This is a genomic window from Pseudomonas fontis (assembly GCF_028656955.1).
Classification (GTDB): Bacteria; Pseudomonadota; Gammaproteobacteria; order Pseudomonadales; family Pseudomonadaceae; genus Aquipseudomonas; species Aquipseudomonas fontis.
In genome coordinates, this window is sequence record NZ_JAMDGY010000016.1 from 81,641 (window position 1) to 94,462 (window position 12,822).

General features: G+C 64.0%; 9 protein-coding genes. 7 read left to right on the plus strand and 2 right to left on the minus strand.

What is annotated here, in order from left to right:
* Positions 1–6: 6 nt before the first annotated feature.
* Entirely contained in the window at positions 7–2,709 is a 2,703-nt protein-coding gene (locus M5G11_RS06365; RefSeq protein WP_273908683.1) for a [protein-PII] uridylyltransferase, read from the plus strand.
* 23 nt (positions 2,710–2,732) lie between these two features.
* Positions 2,733–3,926, plus strand: a complete 1,194-nt coding sequence (dapC, locus tag M5G11_RS06370) for a succinyldiaminopimelate transaminase (RefSeq protein ID WP_273908682.1) — start codon at positions 2,733–2,735, stop codon at positions 3,924–3,926.
* A gap of 73 nt (positions 3,927–3,999) precedes the next feature.
* On the opposite strand, the gene M5G11_RS06375 is transcribed toward dapC, so the two are convergent.
* Complete coding sequence (locus tag M5G11_RS06375; RefSeq protein WP_273908681.1) at positions 4,000–5,658, minus strand: Na+/H+ antiporter; 1,659 nt, start codon at positions 5,656–5,658, stop codon at positions 4,000–4,002.
* Between the two features lie 338 nt (positions 5,659–5,996).
* Between M5G11_RS06375 and M5G11_RS06380 the strand changes: the two genes are divergently transcribed.
* From M5G11_RS06380 to M5G11_RS06395, 4 genes are read left to right on the plus strand one after another with little or no spacing between them, the layout of a single operon-like run.
* Positions 5,997–6,344 carry an ArsC family reductase gene (locus M5G11_RS06380; protein ID WP_273908679.1) on the plus strand — a complete coding sequence of 116 codons (348 nt, stop codon included), beginning with the start codon at positions 5,997–5,999 and terminating at the stop codon, positions 6,342–6,344.
* 38 nt (positions 6,345–6,382) lie between these two features.
* Positions 6,383–7,417, plus strand: coding sequence for a 2,3,4,5-tetrahydropyridine-2,6-dicarboxylate N-succinyltransferase (gene dapD, locus M5G11_RS06385; RefSeq protein WP_273908678.1), 1,035 nt, complete (start codon positions 6,383–6,385; stop codon positions 7,415–7,417).
* 54 nt (positions 7,418–7,471) lie between these two features.
* Complete coding sequence (locus tag M5G11_RS06390; protein ID WP_273908676.1) at positions 7,472–8,677, plus strand: aminotransferase class V-fold PLP-dependent enzyme; 1,206 nt, start codon at positions 7,472–7,474, stop codon at positions 8,675–8,677.
* On the plus strand, positions 8,674–9,084 hold the full coding sequence (locus M5G11_RS06395; RefSeq protein ID WP_273908674.1) for a SufE family protein: 411 nt from the start codon (positions 8,674–8,676) through the stop codon (positions 9,082–9,084). Before M5G11_RS06390 ends, M5G11_RS06395 begins: the two co-directional genes overlap by 4 nt.
* Here M5G11_RS06395 and tcdA read toward each other — a convergent pair.
* Positions 9,063–9,890 carry a tRNA cyclic N6-threonylcarbamoyladenosine(37) synthase TcdA gene (tcdA, locus tag M5G11_RS06400; RefSeq protein ID WP_273908673.1) on the minus strand — a complete coding sequence of 276 codons (828 nt, stop codon included), beginning with the start codon at positions 9,888–9,890 and terminating at the stop codon, positions 9,063–9,065. The genes M5G11_RS06395 and tcdA overlap by 22 nt on opposite strands.
* Before the next feature lie 289 nt (positions 9,891–10,179).
* On the opposite strand from tcdA, the gene M5G11_RS06405 reads away from it, so the two are divergent.
* Complete coding sequence (locus M5G11_RS06405) at positions 10,180–12,771, plus strand: glycosyltransferase (protein WP_273908671.1); 2,592 nt, start codon at positions 10,180–10,182, stop codon at positions 12,769–12,771.
* Positions 12,772–12,822: the final 51 nt, after the last annotated feature.

A 12,822-nucleotide genomic window follows, 5' to 3' on the forward strand; every position in this document is an offset into this window, starting at 1 on the left:
TTATCGATGCCCCAAGTGGATCCCGAGCTGTTCGACCGCGGCCAGTTCCAGGCGGAACTGGCCCTCAAGGCAAGCCCCATCGCTGCCTTCAAGAAAGCCATCCGCCAGGCCGGCGAAGTGCTTGATACGCGCTTTCGCAATGGTCGCGAGATCCGCCGGCTGATCGAAGATCGCGCCTGGTTCGTCGATAACATCCTGCAGCAAGCGTGGAACCAGTTCGACTGGAGCGACGAGGCCGATATCGCCCTCGTCGCGGTCGGCGGGTACGGGCGTGGCGAGTTGCACCCCTACTCCGACATCGACCTGCTGATCCTGCTCGACAGCGCCGATCACGAAGTGTTTCGCGATTCCATCGAACGCTTCCTGACCCTGCTCTGGGACATCGGCCTGGAAGTCGGCCAGAGCGTGCGCTCGGTCGACGAATGCGCCGAGCAGGCCCGCGCCGACCTGACGGTGGTCACCAACCTGATGGAAAGCCGCACCGTTTCCGGCCCCGAGCGCCTGCGCCAGCGCATGCTCGAGGTCACCAGCACCGCCCACATGTGGCCGAGCAAGGAGTTCTTCCTGGCCAAGCGCGCCGAACAGAAGGCCCGCCACCACAAGTACAACGACACCGAATACAACCTCGAGCCCAACGTGAAGGGCTCGCCCGGCGGCCTGCGCGACATCCAGACCGTGCTGTGGATCGCCCGCCGCCAGTACGGCACGCTGAACCTGCACGCGTTGGCCGGCGAAGGCTTCCTGCTGGAAAGCGAGAACAACCTGCTGGCCTCGTCCCAGGAGTTCCTGTGGAAGGTCCGCTACGCCCTGCACATGCTCGCCGGGCGCGCCGAAGACCGCCTGCTGTTCGACCACCAGCGCAGCATCGCCGCCCTGCTCGGCTTCACGGACGAGAACCCCAAGCGGGCCATCGAACAGTTCATGCAGCAGTACTACCGGGTGGTGATGAGCATTGCCGAGCTCAGCGACCTGATCATCCAGCATTTCGAAGAGCTGATCCTCGCCGACGACAGCACCAGCAGCACCCAGCCACTGAATGCGCGCTTCCAGCTGCATGACGGCTACATCGAGGCAGTACGCCCGAACGTGTTCAAGCGCACGCCGTTTGCCATGCTGGAGATCTTCGTGCTGATGGCCCAGCACCCGGAGATCAAGGGCGTTCGCGCCGATACCATTCGTCTGCTGCGCGAGCATCGCCACCTGATCGACGACGGCTTTCGCAACGACATCCGCAACACCAGCCTGTTCATCGAGCTGTTCAAGTGCGAGATCGGCATCCACCGCAACCTGCGACGCATGAACCGTTACGGCATCCTAGGCCGCTACCTGCCGGAGTTCGGCCTGATCATCGGGCAGATGCAGCACGACCTGTTCCACATCTATACAGTCGACGCGCACACCCTGAACCTGATCAAGCACCTGCGCAAACTGCAGTACACCCCGGTGTCGGAGAAATTCCCGCTGGCCAGCAAGCTCATGGGCCGCCTGCCCAAGCCGGAGCTGATCTACCTCGCCGGGCTCTACCACGACATCGGCAAGGGCCGCCAGGGCGACCACTCCGAACTCGGCGCAGTAGACGCGCAGGTCTTCTGCGAGCGGCATCAGTTGCCCGCCTGGGACAGTCGGTTGATCGTCTGGCTGGTGCAGAACCACCTGGTGATGTCGACCACGGCCCAGCGCAAGGACCTTTCCGACCCGCAGGTGATCCACGACTTCGCCCAGATGGTGGGCGACCAGGTGCACCTGGACTACCTCTACGTGCTGACCGTCGCCGACATCAACGCGACCAACCCGAGCCTGTGGAACTCCTGGCGCGCCAGCCTGCTGCGCCAGCTGTACACCGAGACCAAGCGCGCCCTGCGCCGCGGCCTGGAAAACCCGCTGGAGCGTGAAGAGCAGATCCGCCAGACCCAGAGCGCCGCGCTGGACATCCTGATCCGCGAGGGCACCGACCCGGACGATGTCGAGCAACTCTGGTCGCAACTGGGCGATGACTACTTCCTGCGCCATACCGCCGCCGACGTTGCCTGGCACTCCGATGCGATCCTCCAGCAGCCGGCCGATGGCGGCCCGCTGGTGCTGATCAAGGAGACCACCCAGCGCGAGTTCGAGGGCGGTACGCAGATCTTCATCTACGCCCCCGACCAGCACGACTTCTTCGCCGTGACCGTGGCGGCGATGGACCAGCTCAACCTGAACATCCATGACGCCCGGATCATCACCTCCAGCAGCCAGTTCACCCTCGACACCTATATCGTGCTCGACAACGACGGCGGCTCGATTGGCGACAACCCGCAGCGCGTGAAACAGATCCGCGACGGGCTGACCGAGGCCCTGCGCAACCCGGACGACTACCCGACCATCATCCAGCGCCGGGTACCGCGCCAGCTCAAGCATTTCAACTTCGCCCCCCAGGTGACCATCCTCAACGACGCCCAGCGCCCGGTGACCATCCTGGAGCTCAGCGCGCCGGACCGCCCGGGCCTTCTGGCGCGCATTGGCAAGATTTTCCTGGAGTTCGACCTGTCGTTGCAGAACGCCAAGATCGCCACCCTTGGCGAGCGCGTGGAAGACGTGTTCTTCATCACCGACGCCGACAACCAGCCGCTTTCCGACCCCCAGCTGTGCAGCCGCTTGCAGGATGCGATTGTCGAGCAACTGCGGGTTGACCAGGCCTCTGGGGTCGAACTGACCCGCCTGACCATTTGAACGTTTGAAGAGACCCAGCGCCGATGAACACCGCTTTGAACCAGCTTCAGCCCTACCCGTTCGAGAAACTCCGCGCCCTGCTGGGCAGCGTGACACCAGCGCCGGACAAACGCGCCATCGCCTTGTCGATCGGTGAGCCAAAGCACAAATCGCCGGCCTTCGTCGCCCAGGCGCTGGCCGACAACCTCGACCAGATGGCCGTGTACCCGACCACCCTGGGCGTGCCGGCCCTGCGTGAAGCGATTGCACATTGGTGCGAACGACGTTTCGGCGTGCCTGCGGGCTGGCTCGATGCCGCTCGTCATGTGCTGCCGGTCAACGGCACCCGTGAAGCGCTGTTCTCCTTCACCCAGGCGGTGGTCAACCGTGGTGACGACGCGCTGATCGTCAGCCCGAACCCGTTCTACCAGATCTATGAAGGCGCGGCGTTCCTCGCCGGTGCCCAGCCGCACTACCTGCCGTGCCTGGACCAGAATGGCTTCAACCCGGACTTCGACGCGGTGTCGCCAGAAGTCTGGGAACGCTGCCAGATCCTGTTCCTGTGCTCGCCAGGCAACCCGACCGGCGCACTGGTGCCGTTGGAAACCCTGAAGAAGTTGATTGCCCTGGCAGACCAGTACGACTTCGTGATCGCCGCCGACGAGTGCTACAGCGAGCTGTACTTCGACGAGCAAACGCCGCCGCCGGGCCTGCTGAGTGCTTGCGTCGAGCTGGGCCGTAGCGACTTCAAGCGCTGCGTGGTGTTCCACAGCCTGTCCAAGCGCTCCAACCTGCCGGGCTTGCGTTCGGGCTTTGTGGCGGGGGATGCGCAGATTCTCAAGGCCTTCCTGCTGTACCGCACCTACCACGGTTGCGCGATGCCGGTGCAGACCCAGTTGGCGAGCATCGCTGCGTGGAATGACGAGGCGCATGTGCTGGCCAACCGCGACCTGTACCGCGAGAAGTTCGAGGCGGTGCTGGAGATTCTCGCGCCGGTGCTGGACGTACAGAAGCCGGATGGCGGGTTCTACCTGTGGCCGAAGGTTGAGGGGGATGATGCGCTGTTCTGCCGTGACCTGTTCGAGCAGCAGCATGTGACCGTGGTGCCGGGCTCTTACCTGTCCCGTGAAGTGGATGGGGTCAACCCGGGTGCCGGCCGTGTACGCCTGGCGCTGGTTGCGCCGCTGGCGGAGTGTGTCGAGGCTGCGCAGCGGATTCGGGCCTTTGTAGAAGGCTAAGAGCATCGCCGGCAAGGCCGGCTCCCACAGGGATACTGTGGGAGCCGGCCTTGCCGGCGATAAGCCGCCCCGCCTACTTCACCTGCCCCAGATTCGCTTCGCTCAGATCCAGCTCCCCCAACACCTCACGCAACACATCATCACCAATCTGGTCATGCCGACGCAGGTTGTACAACTCCAGCCGCTGCGCCCGCAGCGCCTTCACCCGCAAGCGTCGCTCCAACAGGTCCATCTGCTCGGCCAGCGCCTGCGCCTCCGCATTATCGTTGAACACTTCCAGTTGATGGCGATACTCGGCCATCAAGCGCGCCTTCAATTCCGTCGCCAATGACGCATGCGCCGCGTCCTGGGCAGCGTCCTGGGCCTGATTGGCCTCGACCACTTCCTCGGCCTCCAGCGCCCGAATCGCCGCCTCTGCCGTCAGTTTCCAGGCCTGCTGCACTTCATGGCGCAAGGCATCGTCCGGGCTTTTGGCCACGCCACGCAGCAACACCGGCAAGGCGACACAGGCAGTCACCAGCGATAGCAGAATGACCCCCGCCGCAATGAAGATCAGCAGGTCACGTTCGGGGAAGCCCACACCCGCGCTGATCAACAACGGCACCGACATCACGCCCGCCAGCGTCACCGCCCCGCGTACCCCGCCCACGGTCATCAACCAGGCCGAGCGGGCATTGGGCAACTCCACCAGTTCGCCCTTGCCGCGCCAGCGCCGCAGCACCCCGATCAGCCGCCAGATGCACTGCACCCAGATAAAGCGCAAGGCCACCAGCACCAGGAAGATCGCCACCACATCCAGGCAACGCCACAACAATGTTGGCCACAACGACGACTCATGGCTGGCCACCGCCTTGATGATGTCGGGCAATTGCAGGCCCAGCAGCAGGAAGATCAGCCCGTTGAAAGCAAACTCCAGCAACGACCAGACACTGCGATTGAGCAGGCGGGTGCTGGTCTGGCGCGGCAACAGGTCGAGCCAGCTCTGCATCATGCCCGCCGCCACCGCCGAGAGAATGCCCGAGGCCCCCAACCGCTCGGCCAGTACATACGCGGCAAACGGCAGCAGCAACATGAACACCACGTGGGTCGCCGGGTCGTCCCAGCCGCGGGCGATCATCCACGCACGCAGGCGCCCGACCAGCCAGCTCAAGGCCACCCCGATGGCCAGGCCACCCACCGCCACCAGCACGAAGGCCACGCTGGCCTGGGCCAGCGAGAAGGCCCCGGTGATCGCCGCGACCAAGGCAAACTTGAAGGTCACCAGGCCCGAGGCGTCATTCATCAGCGCTTCGCCCTGGAGCATGTGCATCATCGGCGTCGGCAAACGGTTCTGGGTGATCGCCGAGACTGCCACGGCGTCCGTCGGCGACAGCACCGCTGCCAGCGCGAACGCCACCGGCAGGGGAATACTCGGCAGGATCCAGTGAATGAAATACCCCGCCCCCACCACGGTAAACAGCACCAGGCCCACCGCCATGGTCAGGATCGGCCCGCGCAGTTTCCAGAACTCGCGCTTGGGTATGCGCCAGCCATCGGAGAACAGCAGGGGCGGCAGGAACAGGAAGAGGAACAACTCAGGGTCGAGCGCCACATGCAGGCCCAGGGTCGGCCAGGCCAGCAACGCGCCGGCGCCGATCTGCACCAGGGGCAGCGGCAGCGGGATGATTCGCCCTAGCAGTTTGGAGACACTGACCAGCATCAGCAGAATGAGGACGGTATAGGCTGACTGCATACGGCGTGTTTCCTGTTCAAAGTCGATGGTGCACAGTGGCCCTGCCCGCCTCCCGGCCAGGGCAATGCCATTGAAGGCACATGGTAGCTGCTCCGGCAGGGTGCGGGCCGCTACACGAAAGTCGCAGACCAACGGCCGCCACGCAACACCACGACACACATCTGCCACTGCACCTGACCGTCATAAAACCCGGTTACCCTGCCAGGCACAGGCACGTCAGGTCGGCCAAGGTGCCGCAACCGTGGCGCGCGCATCGGGGATACAGCATAATCCTGCCCACCCATTCTTCGAGGAGTCTAGGGGCCGTTTCGGCAATGCCCGGCAGCCCTTAACGTTCAATGGCTTACACTCTTTACGGCATCAAAGCCTGTGACACGATGAAAAAGGCCCGTACCTGGCTTGAAGAACAGGCCATCGGCTACGATTTCCACGACTATAAAAGCCAAGGTATCGACCGTGATCACCTGAACCGCTGGTGCGACGAGCACGGCTGGCAGGTGGTCCTGAACCGCGCCGGAACCACTTTCCGCAAACTCGATGACGCCCAGAAGGCCGACCTCGACCAGGCCAAGGCCGTCGAGCTGATGCTGGCCCAGCCGTCGATGATCAAGCGCCCGGTGCTCGACCTTGGTGACAAGACGCTGGTCGGCTTCAAGCCGGACCTGTACGCGGCAGCCCTGCGCTGACCCCGACGTTTTCATTCAATTTCGCAAGAGGTAACTGCATGTCCACTTCCCTGTTCAGCCTGGCCTTCGGTGTCGGCACCCAGAACCGTCAAGGCGCTTGGCTGGAAGTTTTCTACGCTCAGCCACTGGTCAACCCATCGGCCGAGCTGATCGCTGCCATCACGCCGATCCTCGGCTATGAAGGCGGCAACCAGGCCATGGCCTTCAGCAACGCACAAGCCGCGCAGCTGGCTGAAGCCATCAAGAGCATCAACGCCGCCCAGGCCGCCCTGCTGACCCGTCTGGCCGAAAGCAACAAGCCGCTGGTGGTCACCCTGCTGGCCGAAGATGGCGCACTGACTTCCACCCCGGAAGCCTACCTGAAGCTGCACCTGCTCTCGCACCGCCTGGTCAAGCCGCACGGCCTGAACCTGGCCGGCATCTTCCCGCTGCTGCCGAACGTAGCCTGGACCAGCCAGGGCGCAATCGACCTGAACGAACTGGCCGGCGCTCAGCTGGAAGCGCGCCTCAAGGGCGAGCTGCTGGAAGTGTTCTCGGTGGACAAGTTCCCGAAAATGACCGACTACGTGGTGCCGAGCGGCGTGCGTATCGCCGACAGCGCCCGTGTCCGCCTGGGTGCCTACATCGGCGAAGGCACCACCATCATGCACGAAGGTTTCGTCAACTTTAACGCCGGCACCGAAGGCCCGGGCATGATCGAAGGCCGCGTTTCCGCAGGCGTCTTCGTCGGCAAGGGTTCGGACCTGGGCGGCGGTTGCTCGACCATGGGCACCCTGTCCGGTGGCGGCAACATCGTGATCAAGGTCGGTGAAGGCTGCCTGATCGGCGCCAACGCCGGTATCGGCATCCCGCTGGGCGACCGCAACACGGTCGAGTCCGGCCTGTACGTCACCGCCGGCACCAAAGTGGCACTGCTCGACGAGCAGAACCAACTGGTAAAAGTGGTCAAGGCCCGTGACCTGGCTGGCCAGCCAGACCTGCTGTTCCGTCGCAACTCGGAAACCGGCGCTGTGGAATGCAAAACCCACAAGTCGGCCATCGAGCTGAACGAAGCACTGCACGCGCACAACTAAGTGGTACGATCGGGTCTGGCACATCGCCAGGCCCGATACCCAGGTCCCGACATCATGTTCCAGCCCTCCCCGTGGCGCGCCGACTTTCCGGCCATCGCCGCTCTGCAACGGCAGCACCAGACCTATCTGGACAACGCTGCCACCACGCAAAAACCGCAAGCCCTGCTCGATGCCCTGAGCCACTATTACGGCCACGGCGCCGCCAATGTGCACCGTGCCCAGCATTTACCGGGAGCCCTGGCCACCCAGGCCTTCGAAGCCACCCGGGAAAAGGTCGCCGGCTGGCTGAATGCCGCCGATGCCCAACAAATCGTCTTTACCCATGGCGCCACCTCGGCGCTGAACCTGCTGGCGTATGGCCTGGAGGCACAGTTCGAGGCCGGTGAAGAAATCGCCATCAGCGCCCTGGAACACCACGCCAACCTGCTGCCCTGGCAACAACTGGCCAAGCGCCGTGGCCTACGGCTGGTAATCCTGCCGCTGGACAGCAGCGGGCACATCGACCTGGATGCGGCCCTGCAACTGATCGGCCCGCGTACCCGCCTGCTCGCCGTCAGCCAACTGTCCAACGTGCTCGGCACCTGGCAGCCGCTGCAAGCACTGCTCGACCATGCCCGCGCCCAAGGCGCATTGACCGTGGTTGATGGCGCCCAGGGCGTGGTGCATGGCCGTCAGGATGTGCGCCAGCTTGGCTGCGACTTTTATGTGTTTTCCAGCCACAAGCTGTACGGCCCGGATGGCGTCGGCGTGCTTTATGGCCGGCCCGAGGCACTGGCGCGCCTGCGTCATTGGCAGTTCGGTGGCGAGATGGTCCAGTTGGCCGACTACCAGCAGGCGAGCTTTCGCCCGGCGCCGCTGGGTTTTGAGGCAGGGACCCCGCCGATTGCCGGGGTGATCGGCCTGGGCGCCAGCCTCGACTACCTGGCCAGCCTCGACCCACACGCCGTGGTCGAACACGAAGCCGCCCTGCACCGCCATCTGCTGCGCGGCCTGCACGACCGCGAAGGCATCCGCGTGCTCGGCCAACCGCAACTGGCCCTGGCCAGCTTTGTCGTCGAGGGCGTGCACAATTCCGACCTCGCCCACCTGCTGACCGAACAGGGCATCGCCGTGCGCGCCGGCCATCACTGCGCCATGCCGCTGCTCGGCAGCCTGGGGCTGGACGGTGCGATTCGGGTGTCGCTGGCGCTGTACAACGACTCGGATGATTTGCAGCGTTTCTTCAGCGCGCTGGATCAAGGCCTGGAGCTGCTGCGATGAGCCTGTCGACTGCCGCCCAGGAGGCTCTGGACAGCTTCGAGCAAGCGTCGGGCTGGGAGCAGCGCGCACGCCTGCTGATGCAATGGGGCGAACGCCTGAGCGCGCTGAGTGATGAAGAGAAATCGGACGACAACCGGGTGCACGGCTGCGAAAGCAAGGTGTGGCTGGTGTCGCGTCAGCAGGACGGCCGCTGGCACTTCAATGCCGGCAGCGATGCACGCCTGATTCGCGGCTTGCTGGCCTTGCTGCTGGTGCGTGTCGAAGGCTTGTCCAGCGCCGAGCTGCAGCAACTGGACCTGCCGGCCTGGTTCACCCAACTGGGGCTCGGCCGACAGCTCTCGCCTTCGCGCAGCAACGGCCTGAACGCCGTGCTGCAACGTATGGCTCAGCTCGCCGCAGGCGGCTGAGCGGGCTTCTTGCGCTCGGACGGGCGACGGGTGCCCGCCACCAGCTTGTCCACGGTCTTGCTCGCGGCGACCATGCCGAAGGTCGCCGTGACCATCATCACCGCGCCAAAGCCACCGGCGCAGTCCAGCTTGACCCCATCACCGACGAAACTCTTTTGCAGGCACACGCCGCCATCCGGCTTCGGATAACGCAGCTGCTCGGTGGAATACACGCAGGGCACGCTGTAGTTGCGGCTGACGTTGCGCGAGAAGCCGTGGTCCCGGCGCAAGGTAGAGCGTACCCGTGAAGCCAGCGGGTCGTTGACCGTACGGTTGAGGTCTGCGACCTGGATCTGCGTCGGGTCGATCTGCCCACCGGCGCCACCGGTGGTGATGATGCCGATCTTGCGCCGCTTGCACCACGAGATCAGTGACGCCTTGGCCATGGTCGCGTCGATGCAGTCGATCACGTAGTCGATGTCTTCGGTGATGTACTCGCTCATCGTCTCGCGGGTGACGAAATCAGACACCGCATGCACCGTGCAATCAGGGTTGATTGCGCGCAGGCGCTCAGCCATGACCTCGACCTTTGGCCGCCCCACATTGCCTTCCAGCGCATGCGACTGACGATTGGTGTTGCTGACGCAGACATCGTCCAGGTCGAACAACGAGATTTCGCCCACACCACTGCGGGCGATGGCTTCGGCCGCCCAGGAGCCGACACCGCCGATGCCGACAATGGCCACATGGGCCGCGCGCAGGCGCTGCAGGCCCTCAAGGCCGTACAACCGGGCAACGCCGGCAAAGCGTGGATCTTCTGTACTCATGGTGCAAACCCGAAAAAACCGGCGCGCATTATAGGCCTGCTGGCGCTCAATGACAGCCCATCACGGACGGCAGGTTGGCCGTAGGCATTGGTAATGCCTGTTGTAATCCTGCTTTAATGTAGAGAGCAACCCCAAGTCCTGGACGACAACTGCACGGGCTTCAGAACTTCGGTCACTGAATCACATCCAAGCACTAACCTGAAAACGCCCTACGGCGTCGATTCGGTTATCACGCAGGATCGGTGCCTCCAGCGCCTGCCCGTTCCACACTTCGGAACCCGAACTACCTATGTCATCGCGTAAATTTGGTATCAACCTGGTAATAGTCGTGGCCATCGCTGCGCTGTTCACCGGGTTCTGGGCATTGATCAACCGCCCGGTCTCCGCTCCTGACTGGCCGGAACAGATCTCCGGCTTCTCCTATTCGCCATTCCGCCTGGGTGAAAGCCCGCAGAAGGGCCAATACCCCACCGAGGACGAGATCCGCCAGGACCTCGAGCAGCTGAGCAAGCTGACCGACAGCATCCGTATCTACACCGTTGAAGGCACCCAGGCGGAGATTCCGCGCCTGGCCGAAGAGTTCGGCCTGCGGGTGACCCTGGGCGTGTGGATCAGCCCCGACCAGGAGCGCAACGAGCGCGAGATCCAGAAAGCCATCGAACTGGCCAACACCTCGCGCAGCGTTGTACGGGTGATGGTCGGCAACGAGGCGCTGTTCCGCAAGGAGATCACCCCTGAAGCGCTGATCCAGTATCTGGACCGCGTGCGCGCAGCCGTCAAGGTGCCGGTCACCACCAGTGAGCAGTGGCACATCTGGAAGGAACATCCGGAGCTGGCCAAGCACGTCGACCTGATCGCCGCGCACATCCTGCCGTACTGGGAGTTCATCCCGATGAAGGACGCCGGGCAGTTCGTGCTCGACCGCGCCCGCGACATGAAGCACCTGTTCCCGCGCAAACCGCTGCTGCTGTCCGAGGTCGGCTGGCCGAGCAACGGGCGCATGCGCGGCGGCGCCGACGCCACCCAGGCGGACCAGGCCATCTACCTGCGCACCCTGGTCAACAAGCTCAACCGCCAGGGCTACAACTACTTCGTCATCGAAGCCTACGACCAGCCGTGGAAGGCCAGCGACGAGGGTTCGGTGGGGGCGTACTGGGGCGTGTTCAACGCCGCCCGCCAGCAGAAGTTCAACTTTGAAGGCCCGGTGGTAGCGATTCCGCAATGGCGGGTACTGGCGGTCGGCTCGGTGGTGTTGGCGATGCTCTCGCTGGCCTTGCTGCTGATCGACGGCTCGGCGTTGCGCCAACGCGGCCGGACCTTCCTGACCTTCACCGCATTCCTTTGCGGTTCGGTGCTGGTGTGGATCGGCTACGACTACAGCCAGCAATACAGCACCTGGTTCAGCCTGACCGTGGGCTTCCTGCTCGCCCTGGGCGCGCTCGGGGTGTTCATCGTGTTGCTGACCGAAGCCCATGAACTGGCCGAGGCGGTCTGGACGCACAAGCGGCGCCGGCTGTTCCTCCCGGTACAGGCCGACAGCGCCTACCGACCGAAGGTCTCGGTGCATGTACCGTGCTACAACGAGCCGCCGGAGATGGTCAAGCAGACCCTCAATGCCCTGGCGGCGCTGGATTATCCGGACTACGAAGTCCTGATCATCGACAACAACACCAAGGACCCGGCCGTCTGGGAGCCGATCAAGGCGCATTGCGAGATGCTCGGCGAGCGCTTCAAGTTCTTCCACGTCTCGCCGCTGGCTGGCTTCAAGGGCGGTGCACTGAACTACCTGATCCCGCACACCGCCAAGGACGCGGAAGTGATTGCCGTGATCGACTCGGACTACTGCGTCGACCGCAACTGGCTCAAGCACATGGTGCCGCACTTCGCCGACCCGAAAATCGCCGTGGTGCAGTCGCCGCAGGACTACCGCGACCAGAACGAAAGCACCTTCAAGAAGCTCTGCTACTCGGAATACAAGGGCTTCTTCCATATCGGCATGGTCACCCGCAACGACCGTGACGCGATCATCCAGCACGGCACCATGACCATGACCCGGCGCTCGGTGCTCGAAGAGCTGGGCTGGGCCGACTGGTGCATCTGTGAAGACGCCGAGCTGGGCCTGCGGGTCTTCGAGAAGGGTTATTCGGCGGCCTACTCTCACGAGAGCTACGGCAAGGGCCTGATGCCGGACACCTTCATCGACTTCAAGAAGCAGCGCTTCCGCTGGGCCTATGGCGCGATCCAGATCATCAAGCGCCACACCTCCAGCCTGCTGCGCGGCAAGGACACCGAGCTGACCCGTGGCCAGCGCTACCACTTCCTCGCAGGTTGGCTGCCGTGGATTGCCGATGGCATGAACATCTTCTTCACTGTCGGCGCGCTGTTGTGGTCGGCGGCGATGATCATCGTGCCGCAGCGGGTCGACCCGCCGCTGCTGATCTTCGCGATCCCGCCGCTGGCGCTGTTCGTGTTCAAGGTTGGCAAGATCGTGTTCCTCTACCGTCGCGCGGTAGGGGTCAACCTCAAGGACGCCTTCGCTGCCGCGTTGGCCGGGCTGGCGTTGTCGCACACGATTGCCAAGGCGGTGCTGTACGGGTTCTTCACCAGCAGCATTCCGTTCTTCCGCACCCCGAAGAATGCCGACAGCCATGGCGTGCTGGTGGCGCTTTCGGAAGCGCGTGAGGAGCTGTTCATCATGCTGCTGTTGTGGGGCGCGGCAGCGGGGATCTACCTGGTCCAGGGCTTGCCGAGCAACGACATGCGTTTCTGGGTAGCCATGCTGCTGGTGCAGTCGCTGCCGTACCTGGCGGCGCTGATCATGGCCCTGCTGTCGTCGCTGCCAAAACCGCTTGAAGCGACTGAACCGGCACAAGCCTCCTGACATAGCACTTACCTGTGGGAGCCGGCCTTGCCGGCGATGGGCCGGCGACGG

Bases quoted from the DNA above. Each gene is read 5' to 3' on its own strand.
- M5G11_RS06365 (WP_273908683.1), top strand. From the start codon at position 7: ATGCCCCAAGTGGATCCCGAGCTGTTCGACCGCGGCCAGTTCCAGGCG.
- dapC (WP_273908682.1), top strand. From the start codon at position 2,733: ATGAACACCGCTTTGAACCAGCTTCAGCCCTACCCGTTCGAGAAACTC.
- M5G11_RS06375 (WP_273908681.1), bottom strand. From the start codon at position 5,658: ATGCAGTCAGCCTATACCGTCCTCATTCTGCTGATGCTGGTCAGTGTC.
- M5G11_RS06380 (WP_273908679.1), top strand. From the start codon at position 5,997: ATGGCTTACACTCTTTACGGCATCAAAGCCTGTGACACGATGAAAAAG.
- dapD (WP_273908678.1), top strand. From the start codon at position 6,383: ATGTCCACTTCCCTGTTCAGCCTGGCCTTCGGTGTCGGCACCCAGAAC.
- M5G11_RS06390 (WP_273908676.1), top strand. From the start codon at position 7,472: ATGTTCCAGCCCTCCCCGTGGCGCGCCGACTTTCCGGCCATCGCCGCT.
- M5G11_RS06395 (WP_273908674.1), top strand. From the start codon at position 8,674: ATGAGCCTGTCGACTGCCGCCCAGGAGGCTCTGGACAGCTTCGAGCAA.
- tcdA (WP_273908673.1), bottom strand. From the start codon at position 9,890: ATGAGTACAGAAGATCCACGCTTTGCCGGCGTTGCCCGGTTGTACGGC.
- M5G11_RS06405 (WP_273908671.1), top strand. From the start codon at position 10,180: ATGTCATCGCGTAAATTTGGTATCAACCTGGTAATAGTCGTGGCCATC.